Origin of the sequence: Geodermatophilus nigrescens (assembly GCF_900129495.1) — a bacterium.
Classification (GTDB): domain Bacteria; phylum Actinomycetota; class Actinomycetes; order Mycobacteriales; family Geodermatophilaceae; genus Geodermatophilus; species Geodermatophilus nigrescens.
In genome coordinates this window covers 586,462-605,983 of sequence record NZ_FQVX01000002.1, presented here as the reverse complement: position 1 = coordinate 605,983, position 19,522 = coordinate 586,462, and the positions used below count along the sequence as shown (strand labels likewise).

Genomic DNA, 19,522 nt, shown 5'->3' with positions numbered 1-19,522 from the left:
CCCCGGACCGGGCTCAGCCGGCGGATCCGCCGGTGGAGGGCAGCCCGTCGGCCACCCAGGCGCGGTGCCCGCCGATGACGTCGCTGGCCTTCGACAGGCCCAGCGTGCGCAGCGCGTCGGCGGCGAGGCTCGAGGTGTAGCCCTCCTGGCACAGCACGACGACGTCGACGTCGTAGCCGGTGGCCTGCGGCACCCGCGCGTCGCTCTCCGGGTCGAACCGCCACTCCAGGTGGTTGCGCTCGACGACCAGGGCGCCGGGCACCTCGCCCTCGGCGTCCCGCTGCGACTGCGGCCGGATGTCGACGAGCACCGCCCCGGCGGCGACCCGCTCGGCGGCCTCCGCGGGCGTCACCCGGGTGATCCGCGAACGGGCTTCCTCGAGCAGCTGGTCGACGCTCTTGGCGCCCGGCGGGCGGGTGCCGCTCACCAGTCGACGCCGGCGCGCTCGGTGCCGGTGCGCAGCAGCACACCTCCCTCGAGCGCGTAGGTGCTCATCGAGGACAGGCGCGGGGTGTAGGCGTGCACGCTCACGGCAGGCAGCGTCCCCCGGTTGGTCACCCGGTGCACGTGGTGGGGGCCGAACGGGCGCACCCGCCCGGCCCACAGCTCCGTGGCGGCCTGCCGGACAGCGCCGACCGGCCCGCCGACGACCTCCTCGGTGAGCACCCCGCCGACGACGGCGAACGCCCCGGCCGACCCGCCGTGGTCGTGCAGCGGCGTGCCCTGGCCGGGCAGCCAGGTGAGCAGCCACACCTGGGCGGCGGCGAGGTCGTCGTGCAGGGACGGGTCGACGAGCGCGGCGGCCTCGTCGGTCGGGAGCAGCCCGGTCCAGCGGCTGGACGGGCGGTACTCGACGCGGGGGAGCCAGGCGTCGGCGGCGGCCAGCAGCGCGGCGGCGACGGCGGCGGCCGAGGTGGTGCGGGCGACGGTGGTGCGGGCGGTGGTGCGTGCGGCCGGGGGCAGCAGGGCGGTCACGGGAGTTCTCCTGAGCGGGGGGCGCGCCGGGACCCGGTGAGGCGGCGCGGGGGAGGAGCGGGCGGCTGGGTGCTCAGGCGGCCGGACACAGCGCGCTGGCGACCCGCAGCAGGTCCACGGCGGACCGGCGGGTGAGCGTCAGGGCGGGTGCCACGGGTCCATCCGACCCCGGATCCGCATTGTGTGTCAAGTCGACCGGTCTGGTAGGGATTGCCGCGTGCGAGCGGACCCCGGCGCCGGTTCAGGCGGGCAGCAGCACCGTGCGCAGCTCGTGCGCGCCGTCGGGCCGGGTGGCCTCGTAGAACCAGCGGGCGTCGCCGCCGGGCACCGCGACGACGTCGGCGTACCGCAGCCCGTGCGGGGCGTGCGGGCTCGCCAGGTACGGCCCGTCCCCGGCGGCGCGGAAGCCGAGCTCGCCGTCGTGCACGGCGAGGCCGGTGCGCTCCTCCCAGTTCTCCTCCGCGGTGGCCCGGCCGTCGTACAGCGCCCAGGTCCGCGAGCCGTCGAGGACCACGGTGCTGAACCGGGTGCCGCGGGCGTCCCAGGTGCCGGGCGTGCCGGCGAGCGCGGTGCCCCGCCAGGTCCAGGTGACGCCGTCGGGGCTCGTGGCGTGCTCGGTGGTCATCCGGTCGGTGGCGTCGGGGTCGTCGAGCGGGTGCACCGACGCCCACAGGTGCCACTGCGTGCCGTCCCAGCGCACGACCGGGTCCTTCGGCGCCTCGGTGGCGCTGCCGGGGAGCACGGTGCGCGCCTCGGCCGTGGCCAGGTCCTCGACGGTGGCCGCCTCGAGCAGGTCGACCCGCCAGTGCTTCGTGCCGGGCGTCGCGCAGCTGACGTAGAGCCGCCAGCGGCCGTCGGGGGTGTGCACGAGCGCGGGGCGCTCCAGCGACTCGGCGCCGAAGCGGTCCTTGCCGACGGCGACCACCGGCGCGAAGTGCACGCCGTCGTCGGAGCGGGCCACCACGTTGCCGAAGCCGCGCCCCTCGCCGACCGGGCGGCGCAGCCGGTACGCCAGCCACCAGGTGCCGTCGACGAGCTGCGCGGACGGGCCGCCGGCCCACGAGCCGGGGCGCGGGTCCTCCGGCTCGACGACGACCGCCGCGTCCGACCAGAAGGGGCCCGGTGCGGGCGGGCGGGGCGCGGACGCGGTCACGCGGCGGCTCCGTTCGGGGGAGGGGGCGGGCCTCCCCGTGTGTACACCGCGGTCCACCGCGGGCAGGGAGGGGACCGATGAGCACCGACGCCGACCGGCTGCCGCAGTTCGTCATCGCCGGCGCGCCCAAGGCCGGGACGACGGCGCTGCACGCCGCCCTGGCCACGCACCCGGGGCTGTACCTGTCCCCGGTGAAGGAGCCCAAGTACTACCTGACCGACGGGCGCCCGCCGCCCCGCGCGCGCCAGCGCGGGCCCGGGGACGCGCACAGCGCCCGGGAGTGGATCTGGCGGCGGGAGCAGTACCTGGCGCTGTTCGACGGCGCGCCCGCCGGCACGGTCCGCGGCGAGAGCACGCCGTTCTACCTGCACGACCGGGCCGCGCAGCGCCGGCTCGCCGCCGACGTGCCGGACGTCCGGGTCGTGGTGGTCGTGCGCGACCCGGTGGACCGGGCGTGGTCGAACTGGGTGCACCTGCGCGCCGACGGCCTGGAGCCCGAGGCCGACTTCGCGCGGGCGGTGGAGCGGGAGGAGCAGCGGGTGGCGGCCGGGTGGGCGCCGTTCTGGCACTACCGGGGCCTCGGCCGCTACGGCGAGCAGCTGCGCGACCTCTTCACCGTGCTGCCCCGCGAGCAGGTGCTGGTGCTGCGCTACCGGCAGCTCGTCGACAGCCCCGACGAGACCCTGGACCGGGTCAGCGACCATCTCGGCGTCGAGCGCGGCGTGGCGCACGCCGTGCCGCCGGAGAACGTGAAGCCCCACGTCGCCGACACCCCGCGCCACCGGGTGCTGTCCCGGCTGGCGCGGGCCGGCGCGGCGCTGGGCGCGTACGCGCCGCCGCGGGTGTGGCGGCAGGCCTCCCGGCCGCTGCTGGCGGCGCTGCACGCCGGCCGGGCGCCGCGCCCGCCGATGCCGGTGGAGGTGCGCCGCGCGGTGCTCGCGCCGCTGCTGCCCGACATCGCGCTGCTCGAGGAGGTCACCGGCGAGTCGTTCGACGACTGGCGCCGCGACACCGGCCGCGGCGACTTCCGCTCCCGCCGCCCGGCGTGAGGCTCAGCGCGTGACCCGGTAGGTGAGGTGGGTGCACACCGGGGACACCTCGACGGCGGTGCGGGTGAGCCGGTGCCGGCCGACGCCGGCGAACAGCGGCGTCCCCGAGCCCAGCACCTCGTCCGCCACGTGCAGGCGCAGCTCGTCGAGCAGCCCGTCGCGCAGGCAGGAGCCGACGAGCGCGCCGCCGCCCATCACGAAGACGTCGCGGTCGCCGGCGGCCGCCCGGGCCCGCTCGAGCGCCGCCGCGGGGCCGCCGGTCACGAACGTGAAGGAGTGGCTGTCCTGCAGGCGGTGGGCCGCCGGGGGGTCGGTGGTGACGACGAAGAACGGCGGCCGGGCGTCCTCGGCGGCGCCGTAGCCCATCCCGTCGGTCCACCCCCGCTCGACGTCGTCGAAGGTGCGCCGGCCCATGACCACCGCGCCCGAGGCCGCGGCGTGCCGGCGCAGCACCCCGCGGTCGACCGGGTCGGTGCTCGCGAGCGCCCAGGCGTGGATCGCCTCGACGCCGTCGGGGCCGGTCACGAGGCCGTCGAGGGAGACGGTGACGTCGCCGATGACGAGGGTCATGCGGTACCGACCGCTCCCGCGCCGCGGAGTCATCGGTGCTCCCGGCGCGACGGGCCTGACGCGGCTGGACACGTGCGGTGCAACCGTGGTTGCATCACCGCATGGCCGCCGTCGGGGAGTGGGTGCTGCTCGCCTACCGCCTCCCCCGGGAGCCGTCGGGGCCGCGGACGACGCTGTGGCGCCGGCTGCGCCGCCTCGGCGTCGCCCAGCTCGGCGACGGCGTCGTGGCCCTGCCCGCCGACGCGCGCACCCGCGAGTCGCTCGAGTGGCTGGCCGACGACGTCCTCGCGGCCGGCGGCACCGCCGGCATCTGGACGGCGCGGCCCGGCACCGCGGCGCAGGAGCGGGAGCTCGCGGCCGGGATGGCCGCGGCGCGGGCGGAGGAGTACCGGGCGCTGACCGGGGAGTGCGCCGCCGCGCGCACCGCCCCGGCCGCCGAGCGGGCCCGCGCGCTGCGCCGGCTGCGGGCCGAGTGGCGCGCCGTCGGCCGGCGCGACTTCTTCCCGCCGCCCGAGCGGGAGGCCGCCGCGGCGGCGCTGCGCGCGCTGGCCGAGGCCGCCGGCGACCCGGTGGCGGCCGGGCGGGGGAGCCGGTCGTGAGGTGGGCGACGCGCGCGGGCATCCACGTCGACCGGGCCGCCTGCGCCTGGCTCATCCGCCGCTTCGTCGACCCGGCCGCGGAGTTCGTCTTCGTCACCGACCCGGCCGACGTCCCCGCCGACGCCACGCCCTTCGACATGCGCGGCGTCGCGCTCGGTCACGTGGGCGGCGACTGCTCGTTCGAGACGATCCTGCGCGTCCACGGCCTCGACGACCCCGTGCTCGAGCGGATCGGCGAGATCGTGCACGAGGCCGACCTCGACGACGGCCGCTTCGACGCCCCCGAGGCGCCCGGCCTCGACGTCCTGATGCGCGGCCTGTCGATGACCGGCGACGACGAGCGCACGCTCGCGGTGTCCGGCCCGCTCCTCGACGGCCTCTACGAGTTCATCCGCCGCCGCCTGCTGCTCGGCCGCGAACCGGCCTGACCCCGACGGAGACCCGCGTGACCGACCCCGCGACCCACCCCGCGACCCACCCCGCGACCGACCCGGTGTCCGCCGCCGCCCCGGAGCAGCGCGGCGTCCCGTTCCGCACCGCCGTCCGTGCCTGGTTCCTCATCTCGCTGCAGACCTTCGGCGGCCCGGCCGGCCAGATCGCGGTCATGCAGCGGACCCTGGTCGACGAGAAGCGGTGGATCGGCCAGCGCCGGTTCCTCCACGCGCTCAACTACTGCACCCTGCTGCCCGGCCCGGAGGCCCAGCAGCTGGCCACCTACGTCGGCTGGCTGCTGCACGGCACCCGCGGCGGGCTGGTCGCCGGCGGCCTGTTCGTGCTCCCCGGCGTCGTCGCGCTGCTGGTGCTCTCCGCGGTCTACGTCGCCTTCGGTGACACCACGGCGATCACCGCGCTGTTCACCGGGCTGGCGGCGGCCGTGCTGGCCATCGTCGTGCAGGCCGTCATCCGGGTCGGGAAGAAGGCGCTGGACAGCCGCGCCCTGGTCGCGATCGCGGTGGCCGCCTTCCTCGCGCTCGCCCTGTTCGGCGTGCCGTTCCCGCTCGTCGTCGCGCTCGCCGGCGTCGCCGGCTGGGCCCTGGGCCGGTGGCGGCCCGCGGCGCTGCCGCAGCGGAAGGCGGCCGACGGGCCCGACGCCGGCCCGCCGCCGGTGATCTCCGACGACGTGCTGCACCACGAGGCGCCCACGACCCGCCGCACACTGCGGGTGCTCGTCGCCGGCCTGGTCGTGTGGGGCCTGCCGGTCGCGGCGGTCGCGCTGTTCACCGGGACGGGGAGCGTCCTCACCGAGCAGGGGCTCTTCTTCTCCGGCGCGGCGGTGGTCACCTTCGGCGGCGCCTACGCGGTGCTGGCCTACGTCGCCCAGCAGGCCGTCGACGTCTACGGCTGGCTGCAGCCGCGGGAGATGGTCCGCGGCCTCGCGCTGGCCGAGACGACACCCGGTCCGCTGATCATGGTCGTGCAGTTCGTCGCGTTCCTCGGCGCGTACCGCGCCCCCGGCGCGCTCGACCCGTGGGTGGCCGCGGTCCTCGCCTCGCTGCTGGTCACCTGGGTGACGTTCGTGCCGAGCTTCCTGTTCGTGCTGCTCGGCGCCCCCTACATGGAGCGGCTGCGCGGCAACCGGTCGCTGTCGGCGGCGCTGACCGGGATCACCGCCGCCGTCGTCGGCGTCATCGCGAACCTGGGGCTGTACTTCGCCGTCCACACGCTGTTCTCCGAGACCGTGACCGCCGGGCCGCTCGCGCTGGAGCTGCCCGACCCGGCCACCCTGCGCTGGGTGCCGCTGGTGGTCGCGCTCGTCGCCGCGGTCCTGCTGTTCCGCGTGCGCTGGTCGGTGCTGCGCACGCTCGCCGTCTGCGCCGTCCTGGGGCTGGCGGCGGGCCTGGCGGGGCTGCCCCTCGGCTGAGCGTGAGCACGGCCGGTCCGGGTAGGGCCTCCTCCCGGAGAGGCGCGCAGCCCGCGCGCGCCGACGACGGGAGGGACCCGACATGGCCATCGCGACGATCAACCCGGCCACCGGCGAGACGGTGAAGACGTACGAGCCGCTGTCGGAGGAGGCCCTCGAGGAGAAGCTCGGCCGGGCCGCGGCCGCCTACCGCTCCTACCGGCTGACCACCCCGGAGCAGCGGGTGGGCTGGCTGCGCGCCGCCGCCGACGTCCTCGAGGCCGACACCGACGCCGTCGCCGAGCTCATGGTCACCGAGATGGGCAAGACGCTGGCCGCGGCCAAGGCCGAGACCGGCAAGTGCGTGAAGGCGCTGCGGTACTACGCCGAGCACGGCCCCGCGATGCTCGAGCCGAGGCCCGCCGACGCGGGCGCGGTCGGCGCGGAGCGGGCGTTCGTCGTGCACCAGCCGATCGGCGTCGTGCTGGCGATCATGCCGTGGAACTTCCCGCTCTGGCAGGCGATGCGCTTCGCCGCCCCAGCGCTCATGGCCGGCAACGTCGGCCTGCTCAAGCACGCCAGCAACGTGCCGCAGACCGCGCTCTACATGGAGGAGCTGTTCCGCAGGGCGGGCTTCCCGGCCGACGTCTTCCAGACCCTGCTCATCGGCTCCTCGACCATCGAGCGGGTGCTGCGCGACGACCGGGTCGCCGCCGCCACGCTCACCGGCAGCGCGCCGGCCGGGCAGTCGGTGGCCGCCATCGCCGGCGACGTGCTCAAGAAGACCGTGCTCGAGCTCGGCGGGTCCGACCCGTTCATCGTCATGCCCTCGGCCGACCTCGACCGCGCCGCCGAGGTGGCGGTCACCGCGCGCTGCCAGAACAACGGCCAGAGCTGCATCGCCGCCAAGCGGTTCTTCGTGCACGCCGACGTCGCCGAGGAGTTCACCCGGCTGTTCGCCGAGAAGCTGTCCGCGCTCGTCGTCGGCGACCCGATGGACGACGCGACGAAGGTGGGCCCGCTCGCGACCGAGTCCGGCCGGGAGGACGTCGAGCGCTACGTGCAGGACGCCGTCGACAAGGGCGCCACCGTCGTCGTCGGCGGCACGCGCCCCGACCGGCCGGGCTGGTACTACGAGCCGACCCTGCTCACCGGCATCACGCCGGAGATGGACCTCTTCGACGAGGAGGTCTTCGGCCCCGTCGCCGCGCTCTGGACGGTGCAGAGCCTCGAGGAGGCGCTGGAGATCGCCAACAGCCACCCCTACGGCCTCGGCGCGAACCTCTGGAGCGAGGACGAGGACGAGCGGGCCACCTTCGTCCGCGACGTGGAGAGCGGCATGGCGTTCGTCAACGGGATGGTCACCAGCTACCCCGAGCTGCCCTTCGGCGGCGTCAAGCAGAGCGGCTACGGCCGCGAGCTCACCGAGCTCGGCATGTACGAGTTCACGAACGCCAAGACGGTGTGGGTCGGCCCGCCCAGCAGCGAGCAGTCCGAGGGCGACACGGCGACCGCCTCGGAGTGACACCCGGTCCCCGCGGGTACCGGGCGGGACCATGACGACGACGAGCAGCTCGGACAACCACTTCCTCGCCCAGGCCGTGCACGACCTCGGCACCGCCCTGTGGTTCGGCGGCTCCGTGATGGGGATCGCCGGCGTGAACAAGTCCGGCCAGGAGCTGACCACTGGCATCGACAAGGTGCGGGTCGCCAGCTCCGCCTGGGGCCGGTTCGCGCCCGCCCAGTGGGGCGGGATCGCGGCCACCCTGGTCACCGGCCTGCAGCTGACCAACTCGAACAAGGGGCGGCTGGCCCTGCAGGAGGGGTACGGGCGGGTCGGCGCGGTCAAGGCGGCGCTCACCGTGGCCGGCGCGGGGGCCACCGCCTTCGCCGCCTACTCGGGCGCCAAGATCGGGAAGCTGGCCGAGCAGCAGGCGGGCGCCGACGGCGGCCTCGACGTCAAGGACGCCACCCTGCCCTCGTCCGGCACGCCGGCGGAGATCCGCACGTGGCAGGCGCGGCAGCGGTTCACCCAGGCCGCGGTCCCGCTGCTCGCCGGCGGGGTGGTCGTCTGCAACGCCTGGCTGGTCCAGGCCTACCGGCCGGCGTCCACGGTCAAGGGGCTGCTCGGGAAGCTGCTGCCCTCCTGACGGCACGCGGCCGGGTCCCCACCGGGGGCCCGGCCGGTCAGCCGCCGTCGAGGGGCTCGGCGCGGACCACGATCCGGCAGCCGCCGGGCGCCGGCTGCAGGGCGAGGGTGACGGCGGGGGAGACCTTCTCCGCCAGCCACAGCATGAGCAGCCGGCGGTCGTCGGGCACCGCCGACGGGCGGAGCGACGGGCACGGGGCGCCGACGGCGACCTCGCAGCGCAGCGCGGCGCCGTCGCGGGCCACCCGCACCGGCACGGCGGCCGGCCGGCCGGTGAGCGCCGCGGCGGTGCCGACCGCCTCGTGCAGCACGAGCACCAGCTCGTCGCGGGCGCCGCCGGCCAGCCCGGCGGCGCCGAGCACCTCCGCCCACCAGGCCCGGTTGCCCGCGGCCGCCCACGGGTCGAGGACGCCCTCGGCCAGCGTGTCGCCGCACCGACCACCCCGGTCCTCGCCGGGCGGCGGCTCCAGGTCCGGGTTCGGCAGGTCGGCGCCGTCGCACCACAGCACCGGGTGGGTCGCGCGGGCCATCGCGACGTCGGCGGGCGGCACCGCCGCGGTGTCGACCAGGCAGGTCAGCTCGACCGGCCGCCCGGCGAGCGCGGCCGTGGTGGCGAACTCCGCGGCCCGCCACCGCTCGACGTCGGGCAGCAGGCCGAAGGGCTGCTGGCAGAGCACCGCGACCCGCGCGGCGGAGGTCGACGCCAGGTGCCGGGTCCAGTCGGCCACGAGGTCCTCCGGGGTGGCCCCGGCCAGGGCCTCGTGGGGCGCGAACGCCACGGCCCCGCACGGGAGCCGCCCGGTGAGCGCCCGCCGGAGGTCGTCGTCGACGTGCGCCACCACCGGGCAGCCGGCGTCCAGCGCGCGCCGGGCGAGCGCGGCGGCGAGCGCCGCGGCCTCCCCGGTCCCGGCGTGCAGGGCGCACCGGTGCACCGGCGACGCGGGCGACCCGCTCACGGGGAGGCGGTGTCCCCGTCGGGCTCGGCGAGCGCCACCGCGCGGCCGGGGTACCGGTCGGCGACCAGGCCGACCAGACGCCTGGTCAGCCGCGACGCGCCGCGCAGCGTCAGCCCGGGCGGTCCGGCCGCCGCGGCGACCAGGGCGTCGGCCGACCCCACGTCGAGGAAACGCAGGTCCGTGACGTCCCAGGTGGCGGGCGCGCCGTCGGACCGCAGGCTCGAGCGCAGCACCGCCCGCAGCGCGTCGGCGTTGCCGGAGTCGAGCTCGCCGGCCAGGTGCAGCACGTCGCCGTCGCGGACGAGCCGGAAGACGCCGTCGTCGTACTCCGCGGTCGCGTCGACCTCGGTGTCGTGCATCGGCTCCAGCAGTTCGCGGTCGCCCGGCCCGAGCAGCCGGCGGAAGTAGGGGCACAGCACGGTCAGCGGCACCGGCGGGTCCAGCTCCGCCACGACCGCCTCGAACGGGGCGACGCCGGGGCCGGTGAGCGCGCCGGAGACCCGGATGCCCGGCCAGCCCTCGGCGACCGCCCGCGCCACCTCGTCGGGCAGCCGCTGCGGGTCGGGGGGCACGACCCGGACCGGCGTGGTGGCCGAGGGCGTCCAGCCCGCCCCGACCACGCCGGCGCGGCGCAGCCGCGACCACAGCCGCTCCGCGCGCGCGCCCAGTCCGGCGAGCAGCACGACCTCGCCGCGGCGCACGCCGTCGGCCACGAAGTCGCCCACCACCTGCGCGTGCGCCTCCTCGCTGTCGAGCACGACCCAGTCGTGCCGTCCTCCGGTCACGGCACCACCGGCCCCGGCGCGACCCCTGTCTCGGTCACGAGCTCGGCCACCTCGCGCACCTTGCGGTGCGTGTCCTGCGACGCGCGCACCAGGATGCCGAAGGCGGTGTCCGCGGTGACCCGGTGGCGCTCCATGAGCACGCCCTTGGCCTGGCCGATGACGTCGCGGCTCTCCAGGGCGACGGCGAGGTGGGCCGTCCGGCGCACGGCGTCGATCGCCAGCGCGGCGTGCCCGGCGGCGGCGGTGAGCAGGGTCCGGTCGGCGCACGGGCCGCTCCCGGTGGCGTAGACCGACAGCGCGCCCAGCACCCCGCGCCCGGTCTCCAGCGGCAGGCAGGTGGCCGCCCGCACGCCGAGCCCGCCGGCGACCACGGCGAGGGCCGGCCAGCGCGCGTCACGGAGCAGGTCCGCGCTGCCGGAGGGGGTGCCGGCCAGGGCGGCGGCGAGCGGGCCCTCCGTGCGGCGCACCTGGACCGCGTCGAGGTCCGTGGCCGGGCGCGTGCCGGCCGGGGCACCGGGCCGGCGCCCGGTGCCGAGCAGGGTGACCGACGCCGAGGCGGAGACCGGCAGCACCGTCGCGAGGTCGTCGAGCACCGCCCGGACGGCGGCGTCGGGGTCCTCGGCGGCGTGCCAGCGCCGGGTGGCCGGCAGCAGCCAGCCGCCGAGGTCGGTGCGGGGACGGGGGACGGTCGTCACGGGGAGCACGGCGGCACCTCCAGCCGGGGCGGTCCCGGCGTGGGGGAGGACGCGGCGCCCCGTGGTTCGAGGCGCCGAGCTCTCGGTGCCGCCGATGGTGCCACCCTCCCGGGCGACACGCCCACGGGTGACCCGGTGGGGTGAGCCGGCCGCATCCCCGGCGCTCAAGTCCGGGCCCGGACCTGCCGACCGCACGGGTGTGTCCGCCATCCCGAGAACGCAGGCCGAGCGCGAGGACGTGCTGGCCTCCCTGGTCCGGCTGCCCGACGCCGTGCTCGCCGCGATCGCCTCCGACGGCGTCCTGGTCCCCATGCCGGCCTCGGTCGGCGTCCCGCCCGGCCGTGTGATGGCCCCGCCGGCCGACCGCGCCACCATCCTCGACGCGATCGTCCCGGCCGAGGCCATGACGGTCATCGGCGCGTGGGAGCGCGCCCGCCTCAACGGCGTGGGGCTGGCCACGGTGCACGGCCGCCGCGAGCCGGAGGTGCCGCTGTCGCTGTCCTTCGTCGACGTCCGCGAGACCCACGGCGTGTTCGTCGGCGCCCTCGACGTGCTCGTCGGTGAGGGCGGGGGCGACGCCGCCGCCCCGCTGGCCGGGCTCGAGGTGTCCCGCCGGCCGCGCACCGCGACCGTGCGCAAGACCGCGCTGGCGGTGATCACCGAGATCGACGAGCGCACCACCCGCATGCTCGGCTGGACCCCGGCGCAGATGGTCGGCCAGCGCTCCTCGGAGTTCGTCCACCCCGACGACCAGGAGCGCGCGATCGCCAACTGGCTGGAGCTCCTGTCCCGCCAGGACGCGCAGCGGGTGCGGCTGCGGCACCGCCGGGCCGACGGCACGTGGGCGTGGCTGGAGCTGGAGAACCAGTACGTCCCGGCCGACGACCCGGCCGACGCCACCGTCGTCACGCAGATGAGCGACGTCTCCGACGAGATGGCCGCCCACGAGGCGCTGCGGCAGCAGGAGCGGCTGCTGCGCCGGCTCACCGAGTCGCTGCCGCAGGGCATCGTGCAGCTGACCGTCGACCGGGAGGTCGTGCACAGCAACTCCCGCCTGCCCGTCGTGCTGGGGCTGCCCGCGGTCCGCGGCTGGGACGACGTCGCCGCCGTCCTCGACGAGACCGGCCTCGCGCTGCTCGACGCCGCGCTGACCCGGGCGCTGACCGACGGCGAGGACGGCTCCCTGGAGCTCGCCGTCAGCACGCCCGCCGGCGAGGCGCGGGTGTGCGCGGTCAGCCTGGTCGCGCTCGGCGACCGCGAGGGCGCGCCCGGCGCGCTGGTCTGCGTCTCCGACGTCACCGACAGCGCCCGCATGCGCGAGGAGCTGACCGCGAAGGCCACCTTCGACCCGCTCACCGGCTGCCACAACCGCGCCTCGACGATGGCGGTGCTCGAAGCGGCGCTGGCCGCCGACAGCACCGCGGTGGTCTTCGTCGACCTCGACGAGTTCAAGCCGGTCAACGACACCCTCGGCCACGACGCGGGCGACGAGCTGCTGGTCACCACGGCCACCCGGCTGGCCGGCGTGCTGCGCCGCGACGACATCGTGGGGCGCATCGGCGGCGACGAGTTCCTCGTGGTGAGCCGCGGCGTCGACGGCCCGGAGGCGGCGGCCGCGCTCGGCGCCCGCATCCGCGCCGCGCTCGCCGTCCCCGCCGAGATCACCGCCGGCACCGTGCCGCTGCAGGCCAGCCTCGGCATCGCGTGGGCGGGCCCGGGCACCGACCCGGCGGCGCTGACCAAGCGGGCCGACCAGGCCATGTACGTGTCCAAGCAGGGCCGCCGCGGCGAGCCGGTGCTGTGGCGGGAGGAGCCGGTCCCGGTCTGAGCGGCCGCTAGCGTCGCCCGGGTGACCGTGCGCGACGCGACCCCGGCAGACGCGGCCGCCTGCCGCGACGTCTACGCCCCCTACGTCACCGGCACCGCCGTCTCCTTCGAGACGGATCCGCCGACGGCGGAGGAGATGGCCCGCCGGATCGCCGCCGCCCAGGAGCGGCACGCCTGGCTGGTCCTCGACGACGGCGACCTCGGCGACGGCGGCGGCGTGCGCGGCTACGCGTACGGCGGCCCGTTCATGGCGCGCGACGCCTACCGCTTCGCCTGCACGGTGAGCGTCTACCTGGAGCCCGGCCGGCGGCGCACCGGCGCGGGCCGGGCGCTCTACACCGCGCTGCTGGACCGGCTGGCGGGGCGGGGGTACCGGCGGGTGCTGGCCGGGGTGACGCTGCCCAACGAGGCGAGCCTCGGCCTGCACCGGGCGCTCGGGTTCACCGACGCCGGCCTGTACCGGCGGGTGGGCTGGAAGGACGGCGCCTGGCACGACGTCGCCTGGCTCCAGCGCGACCTCGGCCCCGGGCCGGCCGGCGACCCGCCGTCCGACGAGCCGACCTGAGCGCCCGCCCCTAGCCTCGCCGTCGTCGGACCGGACGGGGAGGGACCGTGCGCACGCTGCTGACCGACTTCAAGAACTTCGCCTTCTCGGGCAGCCTCGTGGACCTGGCCGTGGGCCTGGCGATCGGGGCGGCCTTCGCCACGGTGGTCGAGTCGCTGGTCGGCGACGTGATCCTGCCGCTGGTGGCGGCGGTCTTCGGGCAGCCGGACTTCACCGCGCTGAGCCTCACCGTCAACGGCGCGGAGATCCGCTACGGCTCGTTCCTCACCGCGCTGGTGTCGTTCCTGCTCCTGGCCCTGACGATCATGTTCCTGGTGCAGGCCATCCGGCGGGCGACCGGCCGGGAGACCGCGGGCGCCCAGGGGAACCGGGAGTGCGACCACTGCAAGAGCTTCATCCCGGTCGACGCGTCGGTGTGCATGTTCTGCACCCGCGACGTGGAGCCGGTCGTCCCCTGACCGCTCAGCCCCGGTCGACGGTGAGGAACGGCGGCAGGTCGGCCGGGACCGCGCCGGTGCGCGCGAAGTGCGCCCACACGCGGCGCACCTCGCGGCCGGCGGCGACGACGTCGTCCCAGGGGATGCCGGCGAGCAGTGGCGAGTGCTCCCAGCTGCGCCGGTGCGGGAAGAGCAGCGGCAGGTCGACGGCGTGGGCGCCGGTGAGCGCGCCCGCGCCGAAGGACAGCACGTAGGAGGCGGCGCGGCCGCCCGCGGCCCGGTGCCGTCGCGCGAGGCCGACGGCGTCGCGGGCGTAGATCCGCCGGCTCAGCCCGCGCACCAGCGCCTCGACGGCCCGGCGGGTGCCCGGCAGGCGGGCCAGCCGGGCCGCGGGCGGCAGCAGCGCCACGAACAGGGCCACCTCGCGGCTGTTCGTGCCGACCAGCAGGTCGACCTCCGGCGCCCGCTCCGCCCACGCGGCCGCGAGCGCGTCCTCGGCCGGCAGCGGCGCGAACCCGTACTGGGTGCCGAACGGCATGGCGCCGGCGAGGCCGTACCGCCGCGCCCGGGCCGCCACCCGCGCCTGCGCGCCGACGACGTCGGCCACCGGCGCGGCGGCGTCCAGGGTCCGGGCCGCCGCGGCCATCGCGGCGCTCATGCGGGCGCGACCGCGGGACAGCCCGAGCGGCGCGCTGGAGACCACGGCGCGGCGGAACAGCCCGCGGGCGCCGTCGGCGGCCATGAGGTGGGCGATCGCGTCGCCGCCCGCGGACTCGCCGAACAGCGTGACCGCGTCCGGGTCGCCGCCGAAGGCCGCGACGTTCGCCCGCACCCAGCGCAGCGCGGCGACCAGGTCGAGCAGGCCGAGGTTGGCCGGCCGCCCGCCGTCCCCGGGGACGCCGAGGAACCCGAGCAGCCCGAGCCGGTAGGTGACCGACACGACGACGACCCGCTGCTCACGGACGAGGACGGCGGGGTCGTAGGCGGGCGCGTCGCCGGCGCCGCTGACGTAGGAGCCGCCGTGCACCCACACCATGACCGGCAGGCGATCGGTGTGGGACCCGCTCCCGGGGACGCAGCCCTCCGGCACCGTCACCGACAGGCGCAGGCAGTCCTCGTCGGCGACCAGCTCGCCCATCGGGTCGGTGACCATCAGCTCGAGCTCCGGCGCCGGCGGCTGCGGGCAGGCCGGCGACCACGCCGTCGCGTCGACCACGCCGTCCGCGGGCGGCTCGGGCACCGGCGGGCGGAACCGCTCCGCGCGGGCGTAGCGGATGCCGGTGGCCCGCACGACGCCGTCGTCCCACCGGCCGAGGACGGTGCCCGCGGGCGCGTCGAACCGCGGCGCGGGGCGGGTGCTCGTCACCGGCGGACGGTATCCGCGGCCGGGGCGGCGCCCGGGCCGGGGGCTACCGTGCGCGCGTGACGAGACACGGTCAGGGGACGCTGCCCACGGGGCAGTACTGGCAGGGTTGGTCGGTGCCCGACCCGGTCGGCGTCGTCGTGCTGGTGCACGGCGCCCACGAGCACGGCGGCCGCTACGCGCACGTCGCCGAGCGGCTCGGGGCCGCCGGCTACGCCTCCTATGCCCCCGACCACCCCGGCCACGGCCGCTCGCCCGGCCGGCGCGGCGACATCCGGGGCCTCGACGCCGCCGTCGAGGGGGTCGCGCAGACCGTCCGCGCCGCGGGCGACCGGCACCCCGGCGTCCCCGTGTTCGTCTACGGCCACAGCCTCGGCGGCCTCGTGGCGCTGCAGTACCTGACCGGGGAGCCGCACGGGCGCGTCGCCGGCGGCGTCATCTCCGCACCCGCCCTCGACACGAGCACCGCCACCCCGGTGCAGCGCGCCGTCGCCCCGCTGCTGTCCCGGCTGGCCCCCGGCCTGGGCGTGCTCACCCTCGACCCCGAGACCGTCAGCCGCGACCCCGAGGTGGTGGCCGCCTACCGGGCCGACCCGCTCAACCACACCGGGAAGATGGTCGCCCGCACCGGCTCGTCGATCATGCTCGGCGCGGCGGGGATGCCGGAGCGGCTGCGCGGGCTGCGGCTGCCGCTGCTCGTGATCCACGGCGGCGAGGACCGGCTCATGCCGCCGTCGGCCAGCGAGGTCGTGCGCGAGCACGCCGGCTCGCCCGACCTCACGGTGCGGGTCTACGACGGGCTGTACCACGAGCCGCACAACGAGCCGGAGAAGGACGAGGTCCTCGCCGACGTCGTCGCCTGGCTCGACGCGCACCGCTGAGCGGCGCCCGCACCGCCGTCGTCACCGGCGCCTCCAGCGGCATCGGGGCGGCTGCGGCCCGGCTGCTGGCCGGCGACGGGTGGCGGGTGGTCGTCGTCGGCCGCGACCCCGCGCGCACCCGGGCGGTGGCCGCCGAGGTCGGCGGGGAGCCCGAGGTGGCCGACTTCGCCCGCCTCGACGACGTCCGGGCGCTCGCCGCCCGCCTGGCCGACCGGCACCCCCGCATCGAGGTGCTGGCCAACAACGCCGGCGGGGTGTTCGGCCGGCCCCGTACCACCGCCGACGGCAACGAGACGACGCTGCAGGTCAACCACCTCGCGCCGTTCCTGCTCACCGCGCTGCTGCGGGGGCCGCTGGTCGCCGGGCGGGCCACCGTCGTCGCCACCTCCAGTGCCGCGGCCCGCATGTACGGCGTCCTCGACCTCGCCGACCTCGACAACGCCCGCCGCCACTCCGCCGACAAGGCGTACGGCGACAGCAAGCTCGCGCAGATCCTCACCACCCGGGAGCTGCAGCGGCGGCTCGGCCCGGCCGGCGTCTCCGCCGTCGCCTTCCACCCCGGGGTGCTCGCCACCCGGCTCACCCGCGGCTCGACCAGCCGGATGCGGGTGGCCTACCGGACGCCGCTGCGCTGGCTGGTCATGGGCCGCCCGTCGGCCGGGGGCGCCGAGCTGGCCCGGCTGGCGACCGGCACGCCCGGCGTCGACTGGGAGCCCGGGGAGTACCACGAGCGCGGCGTCGCCGTGCGGGACAGCCCGCAGGCCTTCGACGACGACCTCGCCGTCGCGCTGTGGGAGGCCAGCGCCGACCGGGTGGGCCTGGCGGGGGCCGACCGGTTCTGACCCTCAGGCGGGCCGGGAGGGCAGCAGGTGCTCCTGGTGGTCGAGCTCGCGCTCGAGCGTGCGCAGCCCCTCGTCGGGCAGCCGGCCGGCGTCGCGCCAGCGCAGCAGCTCCTCCCGCTCGGCGTCGATGACCGCCCGCCGCACCCGCAGCGCCGCCTCGTACTGCGGCGACATCGGGATCTCGCCCTCGGCGTCGGTGAGCACCTCCAGGCGCCGCTCGTAGCGGTCGCGCCGGGTGCGCAGCGCGGCCCGGATGGTCTCGATGGCGGCGTCGTCGACGTGGTCGTGCTGCTCGGCCTGCATCTCGTCGAGCCGGGTCAGCCCCGCCTCGACGGCGGCCACCCGCGCCTGGTTGCGCAGCCGGGCGGCGTCGGCGGCGTCGGCCCGCAGCCCCAGCCGGCGCACCAGCGGCGCGAAGGTGGCGCCCTGCCCGACGAGGGTGACGAGCACGGCGAGGAAGGCGCAGAACAGCAGCAGGTCGCGGTCGGGGAACGGGGCGCCGGAGTCGGTGGTGAGCGGGATGGTGAAGACGGCGGCCAGGCTGATGACGCCGCGGGTGCCCGCCCAGCTCAGGACGGTGATCTCCCGGCCCGACAGGCGCGGCGCCATCGGCGACCGGCCGCCCGGCGGGGTGGTCTCGGCCTCGACCGGCGAGCCGCCCAGCCGCATGTGCAGGGCCTGCGGGGCGTGCTCGGTGAGCCACAGCCACAGCGGCCGGACCAGCAGCACCGCCCCGACGGTGATCAGCGACGCGACGACGACGGTGGACGGCGCGTACTGGCCGAGCCCCCGGATGACGGCGGGCAGCTGCTGGCCGATGAGCAGGAAGACGACGCCCTCGAGCAGGAAGTCGACGAGCTTCCACACGGCGTCGGTCTGCAGCCGGGTGGCGCCGGACTGCCAGTAGGGCGCGTTGTGGGAGATGACCAGCCCGGCGACGACGACGGCGAGCACGCCGGACACGTGCACCGACTCGGCGAGCAGGTAGGCGACGAACGGGGTGGCCAGCGACACCGCGTTGGACGACAGCGGGTCGCGCCGCAGCCGGCGCAGCGGCCGCACCCCGTAGGCGACGACGAGGCCGGCGGCCACCCCGCCGGCGGCCGACATGGCGAACGAGCCCAGCGCCGACCAGGTGGAGAACCCGTCGCCGACGGCGGCGGCGATCGCGACGCTGAGCAGGGTCAGCGCGGTGGCGTCGTTGAGCAGGCCCTCGCCCTGGATGAGGGTGACCAGCCGCGGCGGCAGCCCCACCCGCCGGCCGACGGCGAGCGCGGCCACGGGGTCGGGCGGCGCGACGGCGGCGCCGAGCGCGATGCCGGCGGCCAGCGTGGCGCCGGGCACCCACAGCGCGAAGCCCACCCCGATCACCAGCGCGGTGACCACGACGAGCAGCACCGAGAGCCCCACGACCGTGCGCATGTTCGCCCGGATCGCGATGAGCGAGGAGTCCAGCGCGGCGCTGTAGAGCAGCGGCGGGAGCAGGACGGTGAGCACGATCTCGGGGTCGAGCTCGAGGTTGGGCCCCGGCAGCAGCGCGTAGACCAGCCCGGTGACGGTCAGCAGCGCGGCGGCGGGCAGGCCGGTGCGCCCGGCCAGCCACCGGGCCGCGACGATGACCGCCACCGCGGCGAGGACGAGCAGGAGGACGGTCTCGGCGTGCACCGAGTCATCCTCGCGGACCGCCCCGTACCGGTGCCCTCCGACGCCCCGGTCCCGCCCTCCGCGCGCGACCCGGGATGGGCCCTTGTAGCGCTATCGGCCCTAGGCGGCGACGGAGTCCATCGCCTCGGCGGCCAGGGTGACCGAGCGCAGCCGGGCCTCGGTCGTGGGCGCCTGGTGGGCCGTGATCAGCTCGTCGGCGTCGGCCAGCCGCGCGAAGGCGGTCAGCTGCTCGCGCACCTCGTCGGGCGTGCCGGCCGCGGTGTGGGTGAGCATCGAGTCCACGTGCCGGCCCGCGCCGGAGGACAGCAGCAGGTCGGCGGCGTCGTCGTCGAGGTCCCGGCCCTGGCCGAACAGGCCGACGGCGAGCCGGCGGTGGGTGGCGGCGAGCATCTCGCGCGCCTCCTCGGTGCTGTCGGCGGCGAGCACGTTGACGCCGGCGATGACGTACGGGGCGTCGAGCTGCTCGGAGGGCCGGAAGTCGCGGCGGTAGGCGGCGACGGCGGGCTCGAGCATCTGCGGCGCGAAGTGCGAGGCGAAGGCGTAGGGCAGGCCGAGCGCGGCGGCGAGGCCGGCGCCGAACATCGACGAGCCGAGCACGTACAGCGGGACGTCGGTGCCGCGGCCGGGGACGGCCTGCACGCCGGGCACCCGGGAGTTGCCGGTGAGGTAGCCCTGCAGCTCCAGCACGTCCTGCGGGAAGCGGTCGGCGGAGGCGTGGTCGCGGCGCAGCGCGTACATCGTGTTCTGGTCCGAGCCGGGCGCACGGCCCAGGCCGAGGTCGATGCGGCCGGGGTGCACCGAGGCCAGCGTGCCGAACTGCTCGGCGATGGTCAGCGGGGAGTGGTTGGGCAGCATGACGCCGCCGGCGCCGAGCCGGATGGTGCTGGTGTGCGCGGCGACGTGCGCGATGAGGACGCTGGTGGCCGACGAGGCGATGGTCGGCATGTTGTGGTGCTCGGCGTACCAGACCCGGCGGTAGCCGGCCTGCTCCGCGCGCTGCGCCAGGGCCACGCTCGCGGCGATGCTGTCCCCGACGGTCTCCCCACGGGCGACGGGGGCGAGGTCGAGCACGGACAGCGGGATGCGCACGGGTTTCCTCCAGGGGCGACGACGTCTTCCTGCTGGCTGCCAACGCGGCGGGGACCCGGGTGCTTCCGCCGCTTGGCGGGAC

At 77.1% G+C, this 19,522-nt stretch carries 22 protein-coding genes; 11 read left to right on the top strand and 11 right to left on the bottom strand.

From position 1 onward, the window contains the following. Positions 1 to 13 precede the first annotated feature (13 nt). From BUE37_RS10470 to BUE37_RS10460, 4 genes are all read right to left on the bottom strand, one after another. Positions 14 to 427 carry a rhodanese-like domain-containing protein gene (locus tag BUE37_RS10470; protein WP_073420128.1) on the bottom strand — a complete coding sequence of 138 codons (414 nt, stop codon included), beginning with the start codon at positions 425 to 427 and terminating at the stop codon, positions 14 to 16. Beyond that, the gene (locus tag BUE37_RS10465) at positions 424 to 975 is read right to left on the bottom strand and encodes a cysteine dioxygenase (protein WP_073420127.1); all 552 of its coding nucleotides are present in this window, start codon (positions 973 to 975) and stop codon (positions 424 to 426) included. The genes BUE37_RS10470 and BUE37_RS10465 overlap by 4 nt, the downstream gene beginning before the upstream one ends. A 73-nt stretch (positions 976 to 1,048) precedes the next feature. Next, positions 1,049 to 1,129 (bottom strand): putative leader peptide, encoded by an 81-nt coding sequence (locus tag BUE37_RS24970; protein ID WP_425283680.1) that lies wholly within the window; start codon positions 1,127 to 1,129, stop codon positions 1,049 to 1,051. A gap of 87 nt (positions 1,130 to 1,216) precedes the next feature. Further along, complete coding sequence (locus BUE37_RS10460; protein WP_073420126.1) at positions 1,217 to 2,128, bottom strand: glycoside hydrolase family protein; 912 nt, start codon at positions 2,126 to 2,128, stop codon at positions 1,217 to 1,219. 77 nt (positions 2,129 to 2,205) lie between these two features. Here BUE37_RS10460 and BUE37_RS10455 point away from each other — a divergent pair, with 77 nt between their 5' ends. Further along, positions 2,206 to 3,177, top strand: coding sequence for a sulfotransferase (locus BUE37_RS10455; protein WP_073420125.1), 972 nt, complete (start codon positions 2,206 to 2,208; stop codon positions 3,175 to 3,177). 3 nt (positions 3,178 to 3,180) lie between these two features. On the opposite strand, the gene BUE37_RS10450 is transcribed toward BUE37_RS10455, so the two are convergent. Beyond that, positions 3,181 to 3,747 carry a dihydrofolate reductase family protein gene (locus tag BUE37_RS10450; RefSeq protein ID WP_073420124.1) on the bottom strand — a complete coding sequence of 189 codons (567 nt, stop codon included), beginning with the start codon at positions 3,745 to 3,747 and terminating at the stop codon, positions 3,181 to 3,183. A gap of 101 nt (positions 3,748 to 3,848) precedes the next feature. Between BUE37_RS10450 and BUE37_RS10445 the strand changes: the two genes are divergently transcribed. The 5 genes from BUE37_RS10445 to BUE37_RS10425 all read left to right on the top strand — a co-directional run bounded on the left by BUE37_RS10445 (position 3,849) and on the right by BUE37_RS10425 (position 8,336). Further along, a complete protein-coding gene (locus BUE37_RS10445; RefSeq protein WP_073420123.1) occupies positions 3,849 to 4,346 on the top strand; it encodes a Chromate resistance protein ChrB in 498 nt (165 codons plus the stop codon). After that, complete coding sequence (locus BUE37_RS10440; protein ID WP_073420122.1) at positions 4,343 to 4,774, top strand: chromate resistance protein ChrB domain-containing protein; 432 nt, start codon at positions 4,343 to 4,345, stop codon at positions 4,772 to 4,774. Before BUE37_RS10445 ends, BUE37_RS10440 begins: the two co-directional genes overlap by 4 nt. A gap of 17 nt (positions 4,775 to 4,791) precedes the next feature. Further along, positions 4,792 to 6,207, top strand: coding sequence for a chromate efflux transporter (gene chrA / locus BUE37_RS10435; RefSeq protein WP_245794492.1), 1,416 nt, complete (start codon positions 4,792 to 4,794; stop codon positions 6,205 to 6,207). Positions 6,208 to 6,289: 82 nt separating this feature from the next. Further along, the gene (locus BUE37_RS10430) at positions 6,290 to 7,711 is read left to right on the top strand and encodes an NADP-dependent succinic semialdehyde dehydrogenase (protein ID WP_073420121.1); all 1,422 of its coding nucleotides are present in this window, start codon (positions 6,290 to 6,292) and stop codon (positions 7,709 to 7,711) included. Positions 7,712 to 7,742: 31 nt separating this feature from the next. Then, positions 7,743 to 8,336, top strand: coding sequence for a hypothetical protein (locus tag BUE37_RS10425; protein ID WP_073420120.1), 594 nt, complete (start codon positions 7,743 to 7,745; stop codon positions 8,334 to 8,336). A 37-nt stretch (positions 8,337 to 8,373) separates the two neighbouring features. Here BUE37_RS10425 and BUE37_RS10420 read toward each other — a convergent pair whose 3' ends face one another. The 3 genes from BUE37_RS10420 to BUE37_RS23795 are packed head-to-tail and all read right to left on the bottom strand — an operon-like array spanning position 8,374 to position 10,780. After that, positions 8,374 to 9,291, bottom strand: coding sequence for a hypothetical protein (locus BUE37_RS10420; RefSeq protein WP_073420119.1), 918 nt, complete (start codon positions 9,289 to 9,291; stop codon positions 8,374 to 8,376). Next, positions 9,288 to 10,076, bottom strand: coding sequence for an MEDS domain-containing protein (locus BUE37_RS10415; RefSeq protein WP_083628544.1), 789 nt, complete (start codon positions 10,074 to 10,076; stop codon positions 9,288 to 9,290). The genes BUE37_RS10420 and BUE37_RS10415 overlap by 4 nt, the downstream gene beginning before the upstream one ends. Next, positions 10,073 to 10,780, bottom strand: a complete 708-nt coding sequence (locus BUE37_RS23795; RefSeq protein ID WP_073420117.1) for a GAF and ANTAR domain-containing protein — start codon at positions 10,778 to 10,780, stop codon at positions 10,073 to 10,075. Before BUE37_RS23795 ends, BUE37_RS10415 begins: the two co-directional genes overlap by 4 nt. A 190-nt stretch (positions 10,781 to 10,970) precedes the next feature. Between BUE37_RS23795 and BUE37_RS10405 the strand changes: the two genes are divergently transcribed. Genes BUE37_RS10405 through mscL form a run of 3 tightly spaced genes read left to right on the top strand, consistent with a single transcriptional unit; the run spans position 10,971 to position 13,621 of the window. After that, positions 10,971 to 12,599 (top strand): sensor domain-containing protein, encoded by a 1,629-nt coding sequence (locus BUE37_RS10405; RefSeq protein ID WP_175562842.1) that lies wholly within the window; start codon positions 10,971 to 10,973, stop codon positions 12,597 to 12,599. A 21-nt stretch (positions 12,600 to 12,620) separates the two neighbouring features. Continuing rightward, the gene (locus tag BUE37_RS10400) at positions 12,621 to 13,163 is read left to right on the top strand and encodes a GNAT family N-acetyltransferase (protein WP_073420115.1); all 543 of its coding nucleotides are present in this window, start codon (positions 12,621 to 12,623) and stop codon (positions 13,161 to 13,163) included. A 47-nt stretch (positions 13,164 to 13,210) separates the two neighbouring features. Further along, positions 13,211 to 13,621: a large conductance mechanosensitive channel protein MscL gene (gene mscL / locus BUE37_RS10395; protein WP_073420114.1), complete on the top strand. Its 411-nt coding sequence runs from the start codon at positions 13,211 to 13,213 to the stop codon at positions 13,619 to 13,621. 4 nt (positions 13,622 to 13,625) lie between these two features. Here the strand turns inward: mscL and BUE37_RS10390 are convergent, their stop codons facing one another. Continuing rightward, positions 13,626 to 14,966 carry a carboxylesterase family protein gene (locus tag BUE37_RS10390; RefSeq protein WP_073420113.1) on the bottom strand — a complete coding sequence of 447 codons (1,341 nt, stop codon included), beginning with the start codon at positions 14,964 to 14,966 and terminating at the stop codon, positions 13,626 to 13,628. A 56-nt stretch (positions 14,967 to 15,022) separates the two neighbouring features. Here BUE37_RS10390 and BUE37_RS10385 point away from each other — a divergent pair, with 56 nt between their 5' ends. Both BUE37_RS10385 and BUE37_RS10380 read left to right on the top strand, forming a co-directional pair. Continuing rightward, a complete protein-coding gene (locus tag BUE37_RS10385; protein WP_073420112.1) occupies positions 15,023 to 15,844 on the top strand; it encodes an alpha/beta hydrolase in 822 nt (273 codons plus the stop codon). Continuing rightward, positions 15,823 to 16,686: an SDR family NAD(P)-dependent oxidoreductase gene (locus tag BUE37_RS10380; RefSeq protein ID WP_217651241.1), complete on the top strand. Its 864-nt coding sequence runs from the start codon at positions 15,823 to 15,825 to the stop codon at positions 16,684 to 16,686. The genes BUE37_RS10385 and BUE37_RS10380 overlap by 22 nt, the downstream gene beginning before the upstream one ends. Before the next feature lie 3 nt (positions 16,687 to 16,689). Here the strand turns inward: BUE37_RS10380 and BUE37_RS10375 are convergent, their stop codons facing one another. Both BUE37_RS10375 and BUE37_RS10370 read right to left on the bottom strand, forming a co-directional pair. Further along, on the bottom strand, positions 16,690 to 18,351 hold the full coding sequence (locus BUE37_RS10375) for a Na+/H+ antiporter (RefSeq protein ID WP_073420111.1): 1,662 nt from the start codon (positions 18,349 to 18,351) through the stop codon (positions 16,690 to 16,692). Between the two features lie 99 nt (positions 18,352 to 18,450). Continuing rightward, positions 18,451 to 19,440, bottom strand: a complete 990-nt coding sequence (locus BUE37_RS10370) for an LLM class flavin-dependent oxidoreductase (protein ID WP_073420110.1) — start codon at positions 19,438 to 19,440, stop codon at positions 18,451 to 18,453. Between the last annotated feature and the right edge of the window lie 82 nt (positions 19,441 to 19,522).